This is a genomic window from Streptomyces sp. NPDC020490 (assembly GCF_044335305.1).
In the GTDB taxonomy this organism is placed as follows: domain Bacteria; phylum Actinomycetota; class Actinomycetes; order Streptomycetales; family Streptomycetaceae; genus Streptomyces.
The window spans coordinates 97,256-117,519 of the sequence record NZ_JBIRUY010000030.1 but is presented as its reverse complement, the minus strand read 5'-3'; the positions used below and the strand labels follow the sequence as shown (position 1 = coordinate 117,519).

The window sequence follows — 20,264 nt, the reverse complement described above, 5'->3', positions numbered from 1 at the left end:
CGGTCGGCCCAAAGGAGGCGCCGCCGCCCTCACCGTACAGGATCACATGAAGATGCTTTCATGTATCACCGGGCGGCGCTCCGTAGGATGAGTGCCATGGGCCACGGAGCTGACGCCAAGACCACCGCCACCGCGCGCGAGCGCCTCGAAACCCTGGGCGCCGCCGATGTGGCCGCCACCCTCCAGGCCCTCGCCACCCCGTCCCGGCTGCGCATCCTGTCCCGCCTCCAGGAAGGCCCGTGCGCGGCGACGGAACTCGCCGACGCCGTCGGCATGGAGCAGTCCGCCTGCTCCCACCAGCTGCGCCTGCTGCGCAACCTCGGCCTGGTCACCGGCGAGCGCCGGGGACGCTCGGTCATCTACGCCCTCTACGACAACCATGTCGCCGAACTGCTGGAGCAGGCCCTCTACCACGTCGAGCACCTGCGCCTCGGCCTGCGCGACACCCCGGCCGGGGCCCCGGCCGACGTCCCGGCCGAGACAGCCGGGGCCCGCTGAGCGCCGCCCCGGCACTGCTCTGGTTCGCCGCGGAGGACCGGGGCCGGCCCGAGTCGTGGAGCAGGCGGTCGCCGGGGCCGCCGGTCACCGGGTGGACCGTCACCGGCCGGCCGCCGTGGCAGCCGACCCGCACCACGGCGGGCGCCACCGCGCGGTGGTCCTCCCGGACCGCCGCGCCCGGCCGCGGCGAGGGCGGCCGGCGGCCTGCGCTCCGGCGACCGCCGCTCAGCCGGCGATCTCCGCCTTCCCGTTGGGCGAGGCGGCCGACGGCTCGCCCTGCACGGCGCCGGTGGCCCGCTCGGTGATGCCTTTCAGCAGTCGCGTCAGGTCGACGCCCGTGGTGGAGCCGAGCAGTTCCAGGCCCTGGGCGACGTTGTCCGCCACCGCCCGCGGGATCCGGCCCGCGCCGTCGGTGGAGATGACCGTCATCTTCTCCACCGCGCTGAGCGGTTCGGACGCCTTCGCCACGACCTGCGGCAGCACCTCGACCATCATCTGGAGGACCGCGGCGTCGCCGTACTGTCCGAACGCGTCCGCCTTCTTGCGCATCGCGTCGGCCTCCGCGCCGCCCCTGGCCGCGATCGCCGCGGCCTCCGCGTCGCCCTCCAGCCGTACGGCCTCGGCGATGGCCGCGCGCCGGGCGCGCTCGGCCTCGCCCTGCTTCAGGCCTTCGATGGCCTCCGCCTCCGCCAGCGCCGACCGGCGCTGCTTCTCGCCCTCACCGACCAGCCGGGCCCGCTCGGCCTCCGCCTGCGCGGCGGCGATGGCGGCCAGCCGCTCGGCCTCGGCCTGCTTCACACGGGCCACCCGCTTGGCCTCGGCCTCCTGCTCGGCGGCGTACCGCTGAGCGTCGGCGGGCTTGCGGACCTGCGTGTCGAGTTGACGGTCCGTCAGCGCGGCCTGCCGTTCGGCGACCTTCTCCTGCTCGGCGAGGATCTCCTGCCTCCGGGCGGCCTCGGCGAGCGGACCGGCCGCGTCGGCCCGGGCCGCGGCCTGGTCGGTCTCGGCCTTGATCTCGGCCTGCTTCAGGTAGAGCGTGCGCTGGGCGACGGCGATCTCCTCCTCCGCCTTCAGCCGCGCCTGCTCGGCCGCCCGCCGCGCCTCGGCCTCCGCGATGTCCGCCTCCTGCTTGGCGCGGGCCGCCTCCGGGCGGCCGAGGTCCTCCAGGTAGGAGCCCTCGGTGGTGATGTCCTGGATCTGGAACGCGTCCAGCACCAGTCCCTGCCCGGACAGGCTCGCCTCGGCCTCCTCCGCCACCTGCCCGGCGAACGCCGCCCGGTCGCGGATGACGTCCTCCACCGACATCCGCCCCACGATGGCCCGCAGCGCGCCGGAGAGCACTTCCTGCGTGAAGCCGACGATGCCGTCCTGCTGCATCAGGAACCGCTGCGCCGCCGCACGGATCGCGTCCTCCGTCCCGCCGACCTTGACGATCGCCACCCCGTCGAGGTTGGCCTTCACGCCGCGCAGGGTGACCGCGCCGCGCACCGCCACCGGGATGTGCCGGGAGGACAGGTCGAGGGTGAACTTCTGCTGCACGAACGGCACGACGAAGACACCGCCGCCGACCACGACCTTCTGCCCGCTGTTGTCGGTGAAGACCCGGCCGGTCTCCGGGTCGGTGGCCTTCTTGCCGCGCCTGCCGGTGACGATGAACGCCTCGCTCGGACCGGCCACCTTGTAGCGGCTGACGACGACCAGCGCGATCAGCACGAGAAGGACGACGACTCCGACCACGGCGGAGACGACAGGTGTCATGACATGCCCCCAGACAGACAGCACCCCGGAGGGTGGGGAAAGAGCCCCGATCGGGGCGATGACCGGACGGTGGGACGGCCGCCGTGCCGTAGCCGGCGGCTCAGGGGTCCGCGGGACGCACCAGTACGGAGGTCGCGGACGGTGCCGCCTCCACCCACACCTGGGCGCCCCGGGCCACCGGCGCGACGCAGCGCGCGGCGAATTTCACCGGCTGCCCCGCGACGTGCAGGATCACCTCGCCGAAACCGTCGGCCGGGATGGCGGTCACCACCTTGCCGGACACGCCGATCAGGTCGTTGCCGGTGGGCGCCGCCGCGGTCCGGTCACGCATCAGGGCACGGCTGAAGCGGTAGGTGAGCCACGCCGTGACCAGCCCCGCCGACGTGCCGGCAGCGGTGGCGCCCACGGGGCCGGCGCCCGTCGCCGCCTGGGCGATGACGGCGCCGAACCCGGTCATCGACAGGAAACCGGCGAGCACCGGCAGCGACAGCCATCCGTCGAGGCTGCCGCCCGGCGCGCCGTCCAGCGCGCCGTCCAGCAGCCCGTCGAGGACCAGCGACAGGGCGAGCAGCACGATCCCCGCGATGCCGAGGCCGAGAAACCAGGCCATGCGTGCCGTCCCCCTCCCGCCCGTCGCTGATCTCCGACTTGACGGAATCCTGACACGGCGAGGGGGGATCGATCTTTTCCTGATTCCGGCAACGTTCGAGCGCCTTGCCTGCCTGCCGTCGGCGAGGACACCGCGCGTCTCGGCATCGGCGGCCGCGGCCGGGAGGCCCGCGCCGGGCAGGAGCGCGGTCAGCGGGGCGAGACCCGGGGCGCGGGACCGTCGTTCAGGGCTTGCGGGCCAGTGCGGCGACGATGAGCCGTTCCCAGACGGTGAGTTCGCGTTCGCCGCCGTCGCTCCACAGGCTGTCGACGGTGTCGGGACGCCACAGGGGTGCGGGCACGATCCCGGGCTCGAGGATGTCCAGGCCCTCCAGCAGGGCGGCGATCTCGGCGTCCGTGCGCCACCGGCCGCGGCCGAAGGTCCGCTGCAGGATCTGCTCGGCCTCCTCCGTCTCGGTGTTGTTGCCGGAGCGGAAGTGGCTGACGAAGAAGTAGCTGCCGGAGGGCACGCGGTCGCGCCAGTAGCGGACGATGCCCGCCGGGTCCTCGTCGTCGTTGACGTGGTGGAGGACGGCGCTGAAGATGACGGCGACGGGGCGGTCGAAGTCGATCAGTTCCAGGGTGTCGGGGTGGGTACGGACGTCCGCGGGGTTGCGGACGTCCGCCATGACGACCCGGGTCCGTTCGTTCTGCTCCAGCAAGGCGCGCCCGTGGACGAGGACTTGCGGGTCGGTGTCGACGTAGACGATCCGGGACTCGGGGGCGTGCCGCTGGGCGACCTGGTGGACGTTGTCCGCGGTGGGAAGGCCGCTGCCCAGGTCGACGAACTGCCGCACGTCGGTGGTCGTCGCTATCTGCGCGATCGCGCGTATCAGAGCGGCCCGGTTGGCGAAGGCGATGGCGACCGACCCCGGCAGGTCACGCCTGAAGACGTCGCCGATCTCCCGGTCCACGGCGTAGTTGTCCTTGCCGCCCAGCAGATAGTCGTAGACACGGGCGATGCTGGGCGTGGTGGGGTCGATGCTGGAGCCTTCATCCGTCATGCCGGCCATCCTCCCCCACGACACCGCCTGCCTGCCGCCGCTTCGGCAGTCTCGGCGCAGCCCCACGCCGAGCCGGACCCGGCACCGGCCCACGGCTTCGCTGCCGCCCGTCGCGTGCGGCACCGTCACCCCGTGCCGGCCGGGCAACAGCCGTGCCCACAAAAGGCGCACAGAGAAGACATGATCTGTTCCCGATCCGGCCACATGTGAACGGCGCGTTCGAAGAGGTTCGGCCATTGACTCTCCTCGCGCGGCAGCCGCTCGGTGCCGTGCGGGGAGAGTCGTTTCGTCTGTAGGGGCGTGCGTTTCATGGAGTCCGCTGAGGAAGAAGAGTCCGACGGATCCGGCAGATTCGAGCCACGGCGGCTGTACACGGGCCGGGGTGTCGGTGACCGGATCCTTCGGATTCAGTTGACGGCCACCGGCGTCGCTGTTCTCTCCGTCATGGCGGCCGTCGGGCTCTTCCTGCTGCTGAGGGCCGGTCAGGCGCTGCGGGTCAGAGGGTGGGCGTTCCTCACCACCGCCGAATGGCAGCCGGACGTCCACCGGTTCGGCATCGCCGCGGTGCTCACCGGAACCCTGCTGATCGCGGCGGTGGCCGTGGCCCTCTCCGTGCCGCTGGCCCTCGGTACGGCGCTGTTCATCTCCGAGGTGGCTCCGCGCCGGCTGCGCCGCACGCTGGTGACCATGGTCGACCTGATGGCGGCCGTGCCGTCCGTGGTGTACGGGCTGTGGGGGCTGTTCTTCCTGCAGCAGCACGTGATCGGGCTGTCGCGCTGGCTGTCCGACTGGTTCGGGTGGATCCCCCTGTTCACGGTGGACGGCACCCGGTCCGGCGATCCGCTCGCCTCCGACAGCGTCTACACCGCCTCCACCTTCGTCGCCGGGATCGTCGTCGCGCTGATGGTCGCGCCGATCCAGTGCTCGGTGATGCGGGAGGTGTTCGCGCAGGCCCCGGCCGGCGAGCGGGAAGGGGCGTACGCGCTGGGCGCCACCCGCTGGGGCATGATCCGCGCGGTCGTCCTGCCGTACGGCAAGGGCGGCGTCATCGGCGGCACGATGCTCGGCCTCGGCCGGGCCCTCGGCGAGACGATCGCCGTGTACCTGATCATCTCGCCGGTCTTCGTGATCCAGCCGCACATCCTGCAGACCGGCTCCAACTCGGTGTCCTCGCTGATCGCCCTGCACTACGGCGACGCGTCCACTTTCGGCATGTCGGCGCTGATGGCGGCGGGCCTGGCGCTGTTCCTGCTCACCCTGGCGGTCAACTTCACCGCCTCCTCCATCGTGGCCCGCTCCCGGTCCGGCGCGCAGAGCGAGGCATGAGATGACCGTCGTGGAAGAGACCGCCCCCGCCCCCCTCGCGGCGCCCGCCGCGGCGGCCGCCGGCCCGGATGCCGGCCCGCCCGAGGAGCCCCGCCGCATCGGCGGCCCCACCCGGTCCGGGGTGCTGTCGCTGTGCGCCGCCGCCTCCGGACTGTGCGTCGCCGTGCTGCTGTTCGGGCAACTCGCGCCTTTCTCGGGTGCGTTGGGCTTCGCCGTCACCGCCTACCTGTGCTTCCTCCTGATCTACGCCGTGCTCACCGGGCTGGAGGAGGACGTGCAGGCGGTCCGGGACCGGGTGATGACCGTCGTGCTGTGGACGGCGGCCCTGGTGCTGTGTTCCGGGCTGGTGCTCGTCGTCGGGTTCACCGCCTGGCGGGGCCGGGACGCGCTGCCGCACGCCAACTTCTTCACCCAGGACATGCAGGCGTCGGGCCCGCTCGACCCGCTCACCCGCGGCGGCATCGCCCACGCGATGCTCGGCACCCTCATCATGATCACCATCGCCCTGGCGATCACCGTCCCGCTCGGCCTGTCCTGCGCCGTCTACCTCAACCAGATCCCCGGCCGGTTCTCCCGGTTCGTCCGGACCATCGTCGAGGCGATGACCGCGCTGCCGTCGATCGTGGCCGGCCTGATGGTGTACGCCACCTGGATCCTCGGCCTCGGCATGCAGAAGTCCGGCCTCGCGGCGGCCTTCGCGATCAGTGTGATGATGCTGCCGATCGTGATCCGGGCGGCGGACGTGGTGCTGCGCCTGGTGCCCGGCCCGCTGACCGAGGCCGCCGAGGCGCTGGGCGCCCCGCGCTGGCGGACCGTGTGGCACGTGGTACTGCCGACGGCCCGCTCCGGGCTGGCCACCGCGGTCATCCTCGGCACCGCGCGCGGCATCGGCGAGACCTCGCCCGTCCTGCTCACCGCGGGCTTCACGGCCGCGCTCAACGCCGACCCCACCGAGGGGCCGATGCTCTCGCTGCCGCTCGCGGTGTTCACCTTCATCAAGTCGCCGGAGCCGACGATGATCGCCCGCGGTTTCGGCGCGGCGGCGGTGCTCATGGTGCTCGTGCTGGTGCTGTTCGTCGTCGCCCGGGTCATCGGCGGCCGCGGGCCGGGCCACCAGAGCCGCCGCCAGGCCCGCCGCACCGCCCGCGCCTCGCGCCGCACCGCCGTCCGCTTCGACGAACGGCACGCCCCGCGGCTGTCGTTGTTCGACGACACCCCCGCCGCGAGCGCCCCTGCCGGGGACGCACCCGCCGCGAGCGCTGCCGCCGTGAGCGCTGCCGCCGACGACACCCCCGCCGCGAGCGCCCCCGTCGTGGACGCCGGCTCCGCCGTGCGCACCGGCACCCGCTCCACCGAGTCCCCCGTCACCGACGACCGCCCTGAAGACCGACCCGACGACCGGCCCGAAGACACCCCCGGCGAGAACACCGGAGAGACCGACTGATGCTCAGCCACCTCATCCCCCGTCTCCGCCGCCTGCGGGCGGCGGCGGCCCTCGCCGCGATGCTCGGTGTGATCGCCGGGCTGCTGGCCGGGCCCGCCGCGGCGCCGGCCGCGGCGGAGAGTTACACGCCGATCGCCGGAGCCGGCTCCACCTGGGCGGAGAACGCCGTCGACGAGTGGCACCGGGCCGTCAACCAGTACGGCATGCGGATCAGTTACGCCGGCACCGGTTCGTCCGACGGCCGCCGCCAGTTCCTCAGCGGCACCGTGGACTTCGCGGTCTCCGACATCCCCTTCCAGACCAACCCGACGGACGGTTCGGCCGCCGAGCGGCCGGCCGCGGGGTCGTACGCCTACATGCCGATCGTGGCCGGCGGCACGGTCTTCATGTACCACCTCACCGCCGGAGGCAAGCGGATCACCAACCTGCGGCTGTCCGGCGACATCGTCACCAAGATCTTCACGGGCGTGATCAAGAGCTGGGACGACGCGGCCATCCGGGCCGACAACCCGGGCCTGCAGCTGCCGCACCGCGCCATCGTGCCCGTGGTCCGCTCCGACGGCTCCGGTTCCACCGCCCAGTTCACCACGTGGATGGCCGACCAGCACAAGCAGCTGTGGCAGGCGTACTGCGGACGGGTCGGCAGGTCCGGGGCCTGCGGGCAGACCTCGTACTACCCGACCGTCCCCGGCATGATCGCCCAGTCCGGCGACCTCGGCGTGGCGGGCTACGTCGCCCAGAACTACGGCGAGGGCGCGATCGGCTACGTCAACTACTCCTACGCCCTCAACGCGCACTTCCCGGTCGCCAAGGTCCTCAACCACTCCGGCTACTACACCGAGCCGACCCCGCAGAACGTCGCCGTCTCGCTGCTCAAGGCGAAGATCAACACCGACAAGAGCTCACCGGACTACCTCACCCAGAAGCTGAACGGCGTCTACAACGACACCGACAAGCGCAACTACCCGCTGTCCAGCTACTCGTACATGATCCTGCCGCTGAAGGTGCAGGGCACCTTCACCAAGGCCAAGGGCAAGACGCTGGGCGCGTTCTCGTACTACTTCATGTGCCAGGGCCAGCAGGCGGCGCCCCAGCTCGGCTACTCGCCGCTGCCGATCAACCTGGTGCAGGCGGGCTTCGAGCAGATCCGCCGGATCCCGGGCGTGGTGGCGCAGAACATCAACATCAAGGGCTGCAACAACCCCACCTTCACCGCCTCCGGCCGCAACAAGCTCGCCGAGGAGGCGCCGTATCCCGCGGCGTGCGACAAGAAGGGCGCGGCGCCCTGCACGACCGGCAGCGGAGGAGCGAAGGCCGGCAGCGGCGGCACCTCGGGCGGCGCGTCCGGCGGCTCCGGGACCGGCGGGGGCGCCTCGGGCGGCTCCGGCTCTGGCTCCGGCTCCGGCGGCTCGACGGGCGGTGGCGGCTCGACGGGCGGCGGCGGTACGGCGGGCGGCGCGTCCGGCGGCTCCGGGACGGCCATCGACCCGGACACCGGCCAGACCGTCGCCGCCGACGGCACCGGCGTCGGCTCCGCCGGGGGCGCGGGCGGCACCGTGGCCCTCGCCCAGCCGGTCTCGGTGAGCGGCCGGAGCGGCTGGACGAGCACCCAGACGCTGATGCTGCTGGCCTCGTTCCTGGTGCTGGGGCTGGTGCTGCTGCCGTCCGTCGTGTCGCGGCTGCTCACCGGCGCCCGCTCCCGCGACGACGCCGCGGACGGGGGCCGGCGATGAGACTGCCACGCCACCCCACGCTCCTGCGCAACGCCCTGAACCGACGAAACGCCCCCGCCCTGCGCAACGCCCCGGTCCTGCGCAACGCCCCGGTCCTGCGCAACGCCCTGGTCCGCCTGGTCGCCGGTGCCGCGGCCGGCGCCCTCGTGGGGCTCGCCGTCGCCCAGGCGGCGCCCGCGGCCCCCCTCGGCGCGGGCGGCACCGCCACCGGCTCCGCCGTCACCGTCTCCGGCCGCGGCGAGTTCAAGGACATGAGGTTCACGGTCAGCCAGACCACCCACCTCACCAGCCAGGCCGTCAAGGTCTCCTGGACGGGCGGCGCCCCGACCAGCTTCGCGGGCACCCTGTTCGACACCGACTTCGTGCAGATCATGCAGTGCTGGGGCGACGACGACGGCACCGTGCCGTCCAACCCCGGCCCGCCGCGCACCCAGTGCCAGTACGGCGCCTCCCCGACCACCGACCGCGGCAACTGGCCCGGCAACGGACAGGACGACACCCGCCAGGTCTTCTACAGCGCCGACCCCACCAACTACGGCCAGGACGACCGGTACGGCGCGGCCAACCCCAGCGCGCCGGGCGAGGTGCCGTTCAAGTCGGTGGACGGCACCGTCATCACCACCGGCACGCAGAACAACGCGCTGTTCAACCGCAACACCACCAACGAGGTCGACTTCGCCCGCACCGGCGCCGACGGCACCGGCCAGGAGTACTTCGAGGTGCAGACCGCCAACGAGGCCCCGCACCTGGGCTGCGGCATGCCGGTCACCCGCGACGGCGTCACGAAGCCCCGCTCCTGCTGGCTGGTGATCGTCCCGCAGGGCCATCTGGACCTGGACGGTAAACCGTACGCCGACCACAGCCAGGTCAACGCGGGCTCCCCGGTGTCCTCCACCAACTGGAAGAACCGCGTCGCGATCCCGCTCGGCTTCAACACGGTCGGCGCCAACTGCGCGCTCGGCGCGAAGGAGCGGCCCACCCTCGGCAGCGAACTGGCCGCCGACGCCATGACCAGCTGGCAGGCCGCCCTGTGCCCGGCCGGCAAGGTCTACGGCTACACGCAGCTCGGTGAGCCGGACACCCGCGCCCGGCTCACCGCCGAAGGCGCCTCCGGCCTCGCCCTCACCACCCGCGCGCTGGGCGCCGACCCGGGCACGACCGCGCCGTCCGGGACGACGACGTATGCTCCGGTCGCCCTCTCCGGCGCCGTCATCGGATTCACGATCGAGCGCAGACCCAGGGCCGGGGCGCCGGACGGCATCCGCGAACTGGCGGGCACCAAGGTCGAGTCGGTCAGGCTCACCCCGCGGCTGGTGGCCAAGCTGCTCACCGAGTCGTACCGCAACTCGCCCTGGGGAGCGGTGGTCGGCGACACCACGGCCAAGGGCTACGGCTGGGCGAAGGACAACCCGGCGGGGCTGGCCAGTGACCCGGAATTCGTCGACCTGAACCCGGAGTTCGCGTACCTGTCGGTCGCCGAGACCCCGGCCACCGACACCGACCTGCTCACCTCGCTCGGCCACACCGACACCGCCCGCGCGCTGTGGCGGTGGATCCTGGCCGACAAGGAGGCCCGGCAGTTCCTGAACGGCGTCTCCGACGACCACGGGATGCGGGTCAACCCGTACTACAGCACCAACGCGGACCTGAACCCGGCCGGCGCCCCGTTCGACCCGTCGGCGACGGACGACTACCCCAAGAGCGACCCGTGGTGCACGGTCCCGCCGGGCACCGACGCGCCCGCCGACCAGAAGCAGTGCATGACCGACTTCCACCCGTACGTGGCGGACATGCACTCCGGCGCCCTGCACACCCGGCGTGCCGACACGCTGTGGAAGTCCAGCTGGGACGCGCTGGCCAACCCGCCCGCGTACAAGAGCACCGGCCCGCAGACGGTCGGCTCCCGGTTCGTGATCACGGTCACCGACGCGGCCTCCGCCGCCCGGTACGGCCTGCAGACCGCCGAACTGCGCAACACGGCAGGCCGGTTCGTCGCCCCGTCGGCCGGCTCGCTGACCGAGGCGGCCAAGGGCGCCTCCGGCACCGGCGTCCCCGAGATCACCCCGGCGAACGCCAAGGCGAAGGGCGCCTACCCGCTGGCCCAGCTGGTGTACGCGGCCGTCCGCCCCGGCTCGCTGAAGGCGGACGCCCGCAAGGACTACGCGGCGCTGCTGACGTACGCGGCGGGCGGCGGCCAGGTCAGCGGCGCCGACCCGGGCCGCCTGCCGGCCGGGTACGCCCCCCTGCCGCAGGCCCTCCGCACCCGCACCGCCCACGCGGCCGACGCGCTCCTGCACTACACCGGGCCGACGGCCACCGGCGGCACCCCCGCCGCGAGCGGCGGCAGCGGCGGCGGCTCCGAGACGCTCGGCACGGGCGCGGGCGGCGGCGGCACCGGCGGTACGGCGGCCGGCGGCGGCACGGGCACCGAGTCCGCGCCGGACGGCGGCGCCGGCGCCACCCCGAGCACCCGGGCGTCGTACGACGGGGGCAAGGCGCTGCAGACCACGGCCGCGGGCAACACGCCCGCGGACCCGGCCAACCCGCTGCGCTACGCCGTCCCGGTCGGCGCCGCCCTCGGCGCGGCGGCCGGGGTGGGCGCCCCCTTCGCGGGCGGCAGCCGGCTACGGCTGCCGCTGCGGGTGCCGCTGCCGGGCGGCCGCACGGTGACGCTCGTACCGGAGTTCACCCTGCCGGAGCGGCTGCGGAGGCTGTTGCCGCCCGGCCGGGGGTGAGAACCGGGCCCCGCGCGGGCCCGCACCCCCCACAGACGGCCGCCCGCCCCGAAAGGCAGTCGGGGCGGACGGCCCGTACCACCCTGCCAGATCACCTCGCTCACTCCGCACTACCCTCAGGAGAATCCCGATGCGCAGAACGCGCTCCACTGCGGTGCTCGTCGCCGCGGCCGTGGTGTCCGGCGGCCTGGTTCTGACGAGCCCGGCGTACGCCGACCCCACCCCCGCCGGGACCTACCGTCAGCTCGTCGGCGTGGGCTCGGACACCACGCAGGACGTGATGAACGCGCTGGCCGGCGACACGGTCAACGGCAAGAGCTACGCGGGCACCGCCGTGAAGTCGGCGGACGGCGCGGGCATCGCCTCCTACGACGCGATCGAGCCCGGCACCGGCTCCACCTCCTCGACGATCCAGACCCGCTCGGACGGCCCGTCCTTCCTGCGCCCGAACGGCTCCGGCAAGGGCCGCCTCGCCCTGAGCGAGTCGCTGACCGGCGACAAGTACCCGGACTCCGCCGGCACTTCCATCAAGGGCCAGGTCGACTTCGCCCGCTCCTCGGGCACCCCGAGCACGTCGGGCACCGCCCTCACCTACATCCCCTTCGCCCGGGACGCGGTGGGCGTCGCGGTGCAGGGCTCGGCCCTGGACACCCTGACGGTGGACCAGCTGCACGACATCTACTCCGGCTCGCTCACCCAGGTCGGCGGCCAGACCGTGCACCCGAAGATCCCGCAGAGCGGCTCGGGCACCCGCAAGTTCTTCCTGTCGGCGATCGGCCTGACCGACGCGACGCTGTCCCCGAACGTCCCGACGGTCCAGGAGAACCAGGGCGACGCCGCGCTGACCGAGGACGGCGCGCTGGTGCCCTTCTCCGTCGGCAGCTGGATCGCCCAGGTCAACGGCGTCGCCCCGGACTACACCAAGGACGCGGCCGCCGCGGGCGGTCACCTGGCGGCGGTGCAGCTGCCCGGCGACAGCGGCGCCACCAGCCCGGTGACGACCGTGAACGGCAAGCTCTCGCCGGTCACCGCCTACTACGAGAACTCCACCTTCGGCCGCGACGTCTACAACGTCGTCCCGAGCCGGGCGATCGACCCGACCAGCATCTTCTTCGACAAGGACCTCTACGACGTCTTCGTCACCAGCGGCAGCCACACCGCCGAGCTGGCCTCCGACGCCGCCGAGCAGGTCATCGCCGCCTTCGGCTTCGTGAACGAGCCGTACAACGGCTCCACCAGCGTGGCCAAGCACGCCAAGCTGGGCGGCCTGGAGGAGTCGGGCATCGACACCTCGACGCCGGCCGCGCCCGGCCTGAAGGCCGCCCTCGGCGACGCGAGCGTCAAGCTGACCTGGACGGCCCCCGCCGCCACCGGGCTGCCGGTGACCGACTACCGGCTCACACTGACCCGTTCGGACGGCAGCGTCGCGGCCGTCAAGGACGTCCCGGCCACCACCAAGTCGTACACCTTCGGCAACCTGGCCCTCGGCGGTTACACGGCCACCGTCTCGGCCGCCAACCTCAACGGCACCGGCGCCGCCGCGTCCTGGACCGGCACCGTCAAGTACGGCAGCGCCACGACGGCGAGCGCGCCCAAGACCGCGTACGGCAAGGCCCCGAAGGTCGCCGTCACCGTCACGGGCACGCACGGGGTCGTCCCGACCGGCACGGTGACCGTGAAGGAGGGCTCCACCACGCTGGGCACCGGCACCCTGAACAGCTCCGGCAAGGTGACGGTCAGCCTGTCGAACCACCTCAAGGTGGCCACGCACACGCTGACGGTCTCCTACGGCGGCAACGGCAAGCTCCTCGGCTCGAAGACGAGCGTCAGCCTGACGGTCACCAAGGCCACGCCGACCGTCAGCACCTCCGCGCCCAGCACGGTCAGCCACACCGCGCACGCCAAGGTCGCGGTGAAGGTCGCCGCGACCGGCACCACGCCGACCGGCACGGTGCGGATCTACGAGGGCACGCGGGTGATCGCCACCGGCACCCTGAGCGGCGGCAAGGTGACCGTCACCCTGCCCCTGCTGAGCCGCGGCTCCCACACCCTGCACGCCTTCTACGCGGGCTCCTCGTCGGTGTCCGCCAAGAGCGGCGCGAACTTCACCGTCAAGTCCACCTGACACCACCGCCCGGGGGACCGCCGCGCCGCGGTCCCCCGGGCCCACCCCACCCGAACCCCCACAAGCGGCGAAGTCGTCACACCGGCGGCGTCGCCATGACCAGCGAAGGAGGCGGGCCGCCGTGACGGTCGCCGTGCAGACCACGCTCACATCGTCCCCCGCACGGCCACGGGTGCGGGCCGCCACCGCCGTCCGCCATCTCGCCCGGGGCGCCCTGCTCAGCGTCGCCGCCCTGCTGCTGGGCATCACCGTTCAGCTGCTGCTGGTCAGCGGGATCCAGGAACGCTCCGCGCAGCACGCCGCGTTCGACGAACTGCGGGGCGAACTCGCCCTGGGCACCGCTCCGGTGGCCCAGGCCGACCAGCAGGGCGCGCTGCTGGCGCCCGGCACCCCGCTCGCCCTGATCGAGATCCCCGCGATCGGTGTCCGGCAGGTCGTCCTCGAAGGCACCGACTCCACCGTCCTGACCGGCGGCCCCGGACACCGCCGGGACACCCCGATGCCCGGACAGGCCGGCAGCAGCGTGCTGATGGGCCGCGCGGCGGCGTACGGCGGCCCGTTCGGACGCCTGGCGCGGCTCACCGCCGGAGACACCCTCACGGTGGTCACCGGCCAGGGCAAGGCCCGCTACCGGGTGCTCGACGTACGACGGGCGGGCGACCCGGCGCCCGCGGCGCCGGCGGCCGGCAAGGGCCGCCTGGTGCTGGTGACGGCCACCGGTCCGCGTTTCATGCCGGGCGGTGTGCTGCGCGTCGACGCCGACCTGGTCTCCGCGGCCTTCCAGACCCCGGCCGCCGTCATCCGCCCCGGCACACTGCCGGAGTCCGAACAGCCGCTGGCCCGCCCGGCCGGGGTGCCGTGGCCGCTGGTGATGTGGCTGCAGGCGCTGCTGGCCGCCGCCGTGGCCGCCGTCTGGGCCTGGCACCGCTGGGGCAGGCAGCAGACCTGGATCGTCTTCGCCCCGGTCGTCGCGGTGCTGGGCCTCGAGGTGGCCACGCGCGCGACCGAACTCCTGCCGAACCTGCTGTGACCGCACGCCCGCCCAGCCCCGCCGTGAACCGAGGTACCGAGATGACGGACACCACCTGCACCCCGACCGACGCCCCGGCCGACGCCCCGGCCGACCCCTTGGCCGACACCGCCGTGCTGCCTTCCGCGGCCGGCGGGCCGGCCGTCGCCCCCGCCGCCCTGGAAGCCCGTGCCGTGTCGGCCTGGTTCGGCGGCCACCAGGTGCTGAGCCGGGTGTCCCTGACGATGCCCGCCGGGCAGGTCACCGCGCTGATCGGCCCGTCCGGCTGCGGCAAGTCGACGTTCCTGCGCACGCTCAACCGCATGCACGAGCTGATCCCGGCGGCGCGGTTCGGCGGCGAGGTGCTCTTCGAGGGGGAGGACATCTACGGCCCCGGCCGCCGCCTGACCGACGCGCGCCGCCGCATCGGCATGGTCTTCCAGAAGCCGAACCCGTTCCCCGCGATGTCGATCTACGACAACGTGGTGGCGGGGCTGAAGCTGACGGGCACCCGCGCGCACCGCCGCGAGAAGGACGGGCTGGTGGAGGAGTCGCTCACCCGGGCCGGCCTGTGGAAGGAGGTCCGCGACCGTCTGCGCCAGCCGGGCGGCGCGCTCTCCGGCGGCCAGCAGCAGCGGCTGTGCATCGCCCGCGCACTGGCGGTACGCCCCCGGGTGCTGCTGATGGACGAGCCGTGCTCTGCGCTGGACCCCACCTCCACCCGCCGGGTGGAGGAGACGATCCACGAACTCGCCGGCGAGGTGACCATCGTGATCGTCACGCACAACATGCAGCAGGCCGCGCGCGTCTCCAGCCAGTGCGCGTTCTTCCTCGCCGAACAGGGCACCCCGGGCGGCATCGTCGAGCACGGCCCCACGGACCGTATCTTCGCCAGTCCTCAGGACAGCCGTACCGCGGACTACGTGGCGGGCCGCTTCGGCTGACGCGGCGCGCCGGCCGAAGCGGCTGGTGCTCTGCTGCCCGGCCTCCTGACGACGGCGGGTGGGGCCGTCGTCAGGAGTGGTCCGCGCAGCAGGGTGTGGGCTCGGGCACCTCGAAGGGCGCGAGGGTGCCGCCGGCGGCCGGGACCAGGGCGAGGGCCAGCCGCCCGTCGCGCCATTCGGGCCGTACGTGGCCGCGGGTGTGCACGGGGGTGGCCGGGTCGGGCCCCGGCCCGTCGGCCGGCGCGCCGACCACCGTGAGCCGGTCGACGGCGGTCAGGGCGAGCAGGACGGCCACGGTGACGGTACCGGTGAGGTGCTCGGCTCCGGGGTAGAGCACGGCCCGGCCGCCGCGCCGGGCGGTGTGTTCCGCGGCGGCGAGTGCGGCCGTGCGGGCCGCCGCGAGCGGTCCGTGCGTACGGTCCCCGAGCGCCGCGCCCAGTTCCGGCATGTCCAGGGCGGCCAGTCGCCGCCATGCCGCCTCGGCCGCGCCGGCGTCGGGCGGGGCGAGGGAGACGGCGGTGCCCCGCCGGTCGTCGGTGCGGATCAGGTGGGTGCAGGCGATCGTGCCGGCCGGGAGGCCGAGGCGGTCCGCGAGGTGGTGGACGAGGTGGTCGGCCTCGCGCAGGCTCGACGTCCCGGCGTCCACCCCGATGACGGGGCGGACGCCGGACATGGTGTGGGGTGCGGTCATGCGGGCAGGACCCACATCGGGTTGGAGTAGAACCACAGGTCCTTCCACGGGTCCGCGTCGCCGAGGACGTCCATGGCGGGGCCGGCCGGGTCGACGGAGGCGCCGCCCAGGCCGACGGCGGTGCGGTTGCCGTCGGTGCCGCGCAGCCGCACGTACACGGGCTTGTCCACGGGCCCGAGCGAGTACGTCAGGCGGACCGTGCCGGTGGCCTTGTTCACCTCGAAGGACTTCACGACCTCGGTGTTCGGCGTGGTGAAGGTGTCCTTGTCCGACACCGGCCCTGTGACGTCGCCCTGGATGACGTCGACGCGGGCCAGCGTGGGCACGAACTGCGCCCAGTTGGGGCCGTTCGCGAGGCTGATCTCGACCACCAGGTCGACCTCGCTGCCGCGGCGCACCTGCAGCATCCCGCCCAGGGTCACCGCCCGGCCGCCGGAGCGCAGTTGCGCGTTCAGGCCGCTGATCAGTCCGCCGTGGTCGACCCAGACGCGGCCGGCCCGGATGCCGTCCATGACCGCCTGGTAGGAGAAGGACGCGGCGCCGACATGGGTGCGGGAGTACTGGCCGGGCCAGTAGTCGCCGTCGGTGAGGTTGAGCCCGCCGCCGTAGACGGGGTCGTTGTAGCGGCCGTTGCCCGCGAAGTCGCTGTTCGGACCGCGGACGGAGCTGTCGGCGTAGACGCTGTGGGAGTCGGAGTTGGCGGTGATCCACCAGGGCTTGCCCTCGGCGAGCAGGCTGTCCCACAGGCCGCCGACGGTGGCGGTCATCCAGTCGAAGCCGCCCCAGGTGCGGTAGCTCTCCAGCGGGTACGCCGCGAACGAGTCGGCGCTGGGGCTGTTGTCGTAGTAACCGCGCCCGGAACCGGGGCCGCCCGGCGCGGCGATGCCGGCGGCCTGGTGGCCGGGGGCGCCCTCCATGCCGACCGCGATCGAGGGCTGCGCGTCCCGCCAGCCGCGGATCTCGTGCGGGGAGTCGATGCCCTTGCGGGCCGGGTGGTTGGCCAGGAGCAGGGCGTCCTTGAGCTTGCGCCGCTGCACCTGCTCGGCGAGGAAGTTGATGCCCGCGATGGCCAGCGCCTCGTTCGTGGCCGTGCCGGCGGTGGCGCCCTTGACGCTGCCGTCGAAGGAGTTCTCGAACTCCTTCAGTACCGCGACCTCGTTCTTGCCGGGGTGGACGAAGACGGTGCCGTGCTCGGCGGCCGGGATGTTCCACTCCAGGCCCTGGAAGACCAGCGTGTCCTCGATCTGGTCACGGGCGGCGACGATGTCCGGATTGACCTTCTCCACGCCGATCTTGGCGTGGGTGACGCTGCCGTGGTCGGTGATGACCATCCAGTCCAGGCCGTGCGCGTTCGCCTGACGGACGTGGTCGATGACGCGGTACTTGCCGTCCGAACTGTGCTGGGTGTGGATGTGGTGGTCACCGGCCAGCCACAGGTACCGGCCGGAGCGTGAGGTGTGCGTGGCGGGCATCGCCGCGGTCGACGCGGCCGCCTCTCCCGCGCCGCTGAGCACGCTGCCCGCCGCGAGCCCGGCGCCGAGCAGCCCGGCGCGTCGCAGCATGGAGCGCCGCGAGTGCTGGCTGGGCGTCAACTCCTCGTCGGGGATGGACGTGTCGAGGGCGGGCGGCAGGGACGAGAGGTCCTCGTCCCCGTGGTGATGGTGGTGGTGATGGCCGTGGTCGTGGCCGTGGCTCATGTTCAACTCCCGCGGGACGGCAGGCGCGTACGTGCTGGGACGCGCCAAGTGTGGGAAGCCCGCGTGAACGCCCGGAGGCGGAACGATGCTGGGGCGCGGAACGCCTGATGTGCAGCGAGAGCTTTTCGGCCACCGGCGCGTGGCCGGCGGTCCTGGCGGGCCTTCGGCCGCGGCGGCCCGCCGGGAGCACCGGCGGGCCGCTCACGCGTCCAGGTCGATGCCCCGCAGCCACGCCCTGCCTTGCCGGCTGATGATCACCCAGCCGTCCGACGCGCTGTAGCGCAGGTCGTCCACGACGTACATGTGGTGGCGCAGCCAGGCCACGGCCTCGCTGACCGCGCCCATCGCGGCCGGGTCCTTGCGGTGCTGTCTCCGTATCGACCGCACCCAGTTGTCCAGGTTCAGCGGCGGCTTGTCCAGAGCCAGGTCGCGCAGCAGCAGGCGGGCCAGCTCGTCGACGGGCAGCGCCGTCAGTTTCTCACCGGGCATGGCGAGCAGGGCAAGGCGGCTTGACATGAGGCACCTCTCGGAGGGTGGTTGAGGGCAGCGGGGAGCGCAGGGCCGGCAGTGGCGTCGGTCCGGACACCCGGACGGTGATCGCCGGAGAGAAGATAACCACGCACACGGTGACGTGTGTATCCGATCGGTCGGCCTGGGCCCGAGCGGAATGCGGGCAGGTCGGTGCGGTCGGGCGTGTAGCCTATGCGTGCCCCCCCCCACGCACACGGATCGATCCGTCGTATCCGACGTATCCGTCTCAGGGGATGAGGGGCCAGATGGAGCGGTTGTACAAGCGCGGCAGCAGATCCTGCGGGCCGCAGGACATCGAGCCGGACACGCGTGCCGCGATCGCCGCGCACGCGGAGGAGCGTTCCCTCGGCGACGTCCTGGCGAACGCGGTGGCCTGCTGTGACACCGTCAGCACGCGCCTGTACAAGACGGGGCTGTTCTCGCGGCTGAAGGGCATGTCGGATCCGGACCCCGAGCACCGCACCGTCGCCCTGTTCACCCCCCGCCACCTGGTGGTCGCGGTGACCCGGGCGTCCACCGGCACCACCGTCATGTCCGCCCGGCTGGACGGCATGAGCCTGTCCGGCCGCAACGCCGTGGCCGACCGCTTCCCGGGCCACGGCAGCGCTCTGGAGGACAGCGGCATCAGCATCAACGCCCACTGGTCCCGGCACCCGGAGTACGGCGCCTACTACGTCGCTCTCGGCGACGACGACGCCGGGCGGGACTTCCTCGACGCGCTGCGCAAGGCGGTCGCGGCGGCGCAGCAGAGCTGATCCGCGGTCAGGCGGAGCCGGCGCGCCCGCGCCGGCTCCGCCCCGGCCCGCACCGGGATCGGGTCAGGGCCGGGGCCAGGTCTCGGGGAGGCCGTGGCCGCCGTCGGCCACGAGGACCGAGCCGGTGACGAACGAGGCCGACTCGTGCGCCAGGAACAGCACGCAGGCGGCGATCTCCTCCGGTGTGCCGCTGCGCCCGATGGGGCCCGCCGCGGCGGCCTCCGCCTCGAACTCCAGCTGTGAGCCGGTCGCGACATAGCCGGGCGCCACCACGTTCACGGTGACGCCGTCCCCGACGACTTCCAGGGCGAGCGCCCGGCAGAGCCCCACCAGTCCCGCCTTCGCCGCGGTGTACGTGGCCTGCCCGGGCATCGCGTTGACCGTGCCGGTGGTGGAGCCGATGGAGACGATGCGGCCGTAACCGGCCGCGCGCATCGGGGGAACGACGGCCCGGGACATCAGGAAGGCCGTCGTGAGGTTGCGGGCCAGCGCCGCGTTCCACTCGGCCAGCGACAGGGCGGCGACCTCCTCCTCCGCGTCCCAGCCGGACGTCACCGACGTCATGCCGGCGTTGTTCACCAGCACGTCCAGCCGGCCCCAGCGTTCCAGCGCCGCCTGCACCAGGGCGCTCGCGCCCTCCTCGACGGTCAGGTCGGCCACGACGCCGACGGCGGCCTCACCGATCTCCGCCGCGCGCTGGTGGATCCGCTCGGACGTGGCGCCCAGCACCACCCGGCAGCCCTCTGCCACCAGCGCCCGGGCGACGGCCATGCCGATGCCGTCGGGGGCGCCGGCGCCCGTGACGATCGCCACGCGATCTCGGAAGCGGGCCATGGCCGTCACTGTTCACCACTGTCTTTCCTGCGTGCGGGTCCGCTTCTCGTGCCTGGCCCGACGCAGCCTCGTCGGAGCGTATGCCGAGGTCACTGTGCCTGAGTCCGCGCTGCTCACACAAGGGCGGACGTTGCTGACACCAGCGTCGGGAAACGCGTTAGGATGCTGACACAGGTGTCGGCAACACGTCTGCCGGACGGCCTGTTCCCGTTGTGAGAAGTGGAGATGGACATGTACACGGTGATGAACCGGATCCCGGTCCCCGCGCCGGCCGCGGCGGCGTTCGAGGAGCGATTCACGGCGAGCATGCGCGAGACGCTGTCCGGGGTCGACGGGCTGCTCTCCGCACGCCTGCTGCGCCCGGGGCAGGAGGGGGGAACCTACGTCGCGGTGATGGACTTCACCACCGAGGACGCGTTCACGGCCTGGACCCGGTCGGCGGCGTTCCGCGCGGCGCACGGGCCGTCCACGCAGGGGATGTCCAGCCAGGTGGAGACGTTCGAGACCGTCGCCGCCGTCGGCGCCTGAGCGG

Annotated in this window: 17 protein-coding genes; 10 read left to right on the top strand and 7 right to left on the bottom strand. The window is 73.3% G+C overall.

The features are described 5' to 3' along the window. The first annotated feature begins 96 nt into the window (after nt 1-96). Complete coding sequence (locus tag ACH4ZX_RS28215) at nt 97-498, top strand: ArsR/SmtB family transcription factor (protein ID WP_398278456.1); 402 nt, start codon at nt 97-99, stop codon at nt 496-498. A 225-nt stretch (nt 499-723) separates the two neighbouring features. On the opposite strand, the gene ACH4ZX_RS28210 is transcribed toward ACH4ZX_RS28215, so the two are convergent. The 3 genes from ACH4ZX_RS28210 to ACH4ZX_RS28200 all read right to left on the bottom strand — a co-directional run bounded on the left by ACH4ZX_RS28210 (nt 724) and on the right by ACH4ZX_RS28200 (nt 3,908). Next, on the bottom strand, nt 724-2,256 hold the full coding sequence (locus ACH4ZX_RS28210; protein ID WP_398278453.1) for an SPFH domain-containing protein: 1,533 nt from the start codon (nt 2,254-2,256) through the stop codon (nt 724-726). 100 nt (nt 2,257-2,356) lie between these two features. Then, nucleotides 2,357-2,866: a hypothetical protein gene (locus ACH4ZX_RS28205; RefSeq protein WP_398278450.1), complete on the bottom strand. Its 510-nt coding sequence runs from the start codon at nt 2,864-2,866 to the stop codon at nt 2,357-2,359. A gap of 223 nt (nt 2,867-3,089) precedes the next feature. Beyond that, complete coding sequence (locus tag ACH4ZX_RS28200) at nt 3,090-3,908, bottom strand: SAM-dependent methyltransferase (RefSeq protein WP_398278447.1); 819 nt, start codon at nt 3,906-3,908, stop codon at nt 3,090-3,092. 309 nt (nt 3,909-4,217) lie between these two features. Here ACH4ZX_RS28200 and pstC point away from each other — a divergent pair, with 309 nt between their 5' ends. From pstC to pstB, 7 genes are all read left to right on the top strand, one after another. Then, nucleotides 4,218-5,234 (top strand): phosphate ABC transporter permease subunit PstC, encoded by a 1,017-nt coding sequence (gene pstC / locus ACH4ZX_RS28195; protein WP_398278444.1) that lies wholly within the window; start codon nt 4,218-4,220, stop codon nt 5,232-5,234. A gap of 1 nt (nt 5,235) precedes the next feature. After that, nucleotides 5,236-6,678 (top strand): phosphate ABC transporter permease PstA, encoded by a 1,443-nt coding sequence (gene pstA, locus ACH4ZX_RS28190; RefSeq protein ID WP_398278441.1) that lies wholly within the window; start codon nt 5,236-5,238, stop codon nt 6,676-6,678. Continuing rightward, the gene (locus ACH4ZX_RS28185; protein WP_398278439.1) at nt 6,678-8,411 is read left to right on the top strand and encodes a phosphate ABC transporter substrate-binding protein PstS; all 1,734 of its coding nucleotides are present in this window, start codon (nt 6,678-6,680) and stop codon (nt 8,409-8,411) included. The genes pstA and ACH4ZX_RS28185 overlap by 1 nt, the downstream gene beginning before the upstream one ends. Further along, nucleotides 8,408-11,146 carry a hypothetical protein gene (locus ACH4ZX_RS28180; protein WP_398278436.1) on the top strand — a complete coding sequence of 913 codons (2,739 nt, stop codon included), beginning with the start codon at nt 8,408-8,410 and terminating at the stop codon, nt 11,144-11,146. The genes ACH4ZX_RS28185 and ACH4ZX_RS28180 overlap by 4 nt, the downstream gene beginning before the upstream one ends. 130 nt (nt 11,147-11,276) lie before the next feature. Then, complete coding sequence (locus ACH4ZX_RS28175) at nt 11,277-13,271, top strand: Ig-like domain repeat protein (RefSeq protein ID WP_398278433.1); 1,995 nt, start codon at nt 11,277-11,279, stop codon at nt 13,269-13,271. Nucleotides 13,272-13,392: 121 nt separating this feature from the next. Continuing rightward, nucleotides 13,393-14,301, top strand: coding sequence for a sortase (locus ACH4ZX_RS28170; protein ID WP_398278430.1), 909 nt, complete (start codon nt 13,393-13,395; stop codon nt 14,299-14,301). A 41-nt stretch (nt 14,302-14,342) separates the two neighbouring features. After that, nucleotides 14,343-15,224, top strand: a complete 882-nt coding sequence (gene pstB / locus ACH4ZX_RS28165) for a phosphate ABC transporter ATP-binding protein PstB (RefSeq protein ID WP_398278427.1) — start codon at nt 14,343-14,345, stop codon at nt 15,222-15,224. Between the two features lie 70 nt (nt 15,225-15,294). Here pstB and ACH4ZX_RS28160 read toward each other — a convergent pair whose 3' ends face one another. The 3 genes from ACH4ZX_RS28160 to ACH4ZX_RS28150 form a co-directional block, all read right to left on the bottom strand. Further along, complete coding sequence (locus tag ACH4ZX_RS28160; protein ID WP_398278424.1) at nt 15,295-15,915, bottom strand: hypothetical protein; 621 nt, start codon at nt 15,913-15,915, stop codon at nt 15,295-15,297. Continuing rightward, complete coding sequence (locus tag ACH4ZX_RS28155) at nt 15,912-17,612, bottom strand: PHP domain-containing protein (protein WP_398278421.1); 1,701 nt, start codon at nt 17,610-17,612, stop codon at nt 15,912-15,914. Before ACH4ZX_RS28155 ends, ACH4ZX_RS28160 begins: the two co-directional genes overlap by 4 nt. Nucleotides 17,613-17,813: 201 nt before the next feature. Then, the gene (locus ACH4ZX_RS28150; RefSeq protein ID WP_398278418.1) at nt 17,814-18,128 is read right to left on the bottom strand and encodes a hypothetical protein; all 315 of its coding nucleotides are present in this window, start codon (nt 18,126-18,128) and stop codon (nt 17,814-17,816) included. 260 nt (nt 18,129-18,388) lie between these two features. Between ACH4ZX_RS28150 and ACH4ZX_RS28145 the strand changes: the two genes are divergently transcribed. Continuing rightward, nucleotides 18,389-18,898 carry a hypothetical protein gene (locus ACH4ZX_RS28145; protein WP_398278416.1) on the top strand — a complete coding sequence of 170 codons (510 nt, stop codon included), beginning with the start codon at nt 18,389-18,391 and terminating at the stop codon, nt 18,896-18,898. 63 nt (nt 18,899-18,961) lie between these two features. Here ACH4ZX_RS28145 and ACH4ZX_RS28140 read toward each other — a convergent pair whose 3' ends face one another. Then, nucleotides 18,962-19,732, bottom strand: coding sequence for an SDR family NAD(P)-dependent oxidoreductase (locus ACH4ZX_RS28140; RefSeq protein ID WP_398278414.1), 771 nt, complete (start codon nt 19,730-19,732; stop codon nt 18,962-18,964). A gap of 225 nt (nt 19,733-19,957) precedes the next feature. On the opposite strand from ACH4ZX_RS28140, the gene ACH4ZX_RS28135 reads away from it, so the two are divergent. Further along, the gene (locus ACH4ZX_RS28135) at nt 19,958-20,260 is read left to right on the top strand and encodes an antibiotic biosynthesis monooxygenase family protein (RefSeq protein ID WP_398278411.1); all 303 of its coding nucleotides are present in this window, start codon (nt 19,958-19,960) and stop codon (nt 20,258-20,260) included. The last annotated feature ends 4 nt before the right edge of the window (nt 20,261-20,264 follow it).

Bases quoted from the DNA above. Each gene is read 5' to 3' on its own strand.
- ACH4ZX_RS28155 (WP_398278421.1), bottom strand. From the start codon at position 17,612: ATGAGCCACGGCCACGACCACGGCCATCACCACCACCATCACCACGGG.
- pstC (WP_398278444.1), top strand. From the start codon at position 4,218: ATGGAGTCCGCTGAGGAAGAAGAGTCCGACGGATCCGGCAGATTCGAG.
- ACH4ZX_RS28185 (WP_398278439.1), top strand. From the start codon at position 6,678: ATGCTCAGCCACCTCATCCCCCGTCTCCGCCGCCTGCGGGCGGCGGCG.
- ACH4ZX_RS28135 (WP_398278411.1), top strand. From the start codon at position 19,958: ATGGACATGTACACGGTGATGAACCGGATCCCGGTCCCCGCGCCGGCC.
- ACH4ZX_RS28150 (WP_398278418.1), bottom strand. From the start codon at position 18,128: ATGTCAAGCCGCCTTGCCCTGCTCGCCATGCCCGGTGAGAAACTGACG.
- ACH4ZX_RS28205 (WP_398278450.1), bottom strand. From the start codon at position 2,866: ATGGCCTGGTTTCTCGGCCTCGGCATCGCGGGGATCGTGCTGCTCGCC.
- ACH4ZX_RS28160 (WP_398278424.1), bottom strand. From the start codon at position 15,915: ATGACCGCACCCCACACCATGTCCGGCGTCCGCCCCGTCATCGGGGTG.
- ACH4ZX_RS28175 (WP_398278433.1), top strand. From the start codon at position 11,277: ATGCGCAGAACGCGCTCCACTGCGGTGCTCGTCGCCGCGGCCGTGGTG.
- ACH4ZX_RS28200 (WP_398278447.1), bottom strand. From the start codon at position 3,908: ATGACGGATGAAGGCTCCAGCATCGACCCCACCACGCCCAGCATCGCC.
- ACH4ZX_RS28210 (WP_398278453.1), bottom strand. From the start codon at position 2,256: ATGACACCTGTCGTCTCCGCCGTGGTCGGAGTCGTCGTCCTTCTCGTG.
- ACH4ZX_RS28215 (WP_398278456.1), top strand. From the start codon at position 97: ATGGGCCACGGAGCTGACGCCAAGACCACCGCCACCGCGCGCGAGCGC.
- pstA (WP_398278441.1), top strand. From the start codon at position 5,236: ATGACCGTCGTGGAAGAGACCGCCCCCGCCCCCCTCGCGGCGCCCGCC.
- ACH4ZX_RS28145 (WP_398278416.1), top strand. From the start codon at position 18,389: ATGGAGCGGTTGTACAAGCGCGGCAGCAGATCCTGCGGGCCGCAGGAC.
- ACH4ZX_RS28180 (WP_398278436.1), top strand. From the start codon at position 8,408: ATGAGACTGCCACGCCACCCCACGCTCCTGCGCAACGCCCTGAACCGA.
- ACH4ZX_RS28140 (WP_398278414.1), bottom strand. From the start codon at position 19,732: ATGGCCCGCTTCCGAGATCGCGTGGCGATCGTCACGGGCGCCGGCGCC.
- pstB (WP_398278427.1), top strand. From the start codon at position 14,343: ATGACGGACACCACCTGCACCCCGACCGACGCCCCGGCCGACGCCCCG.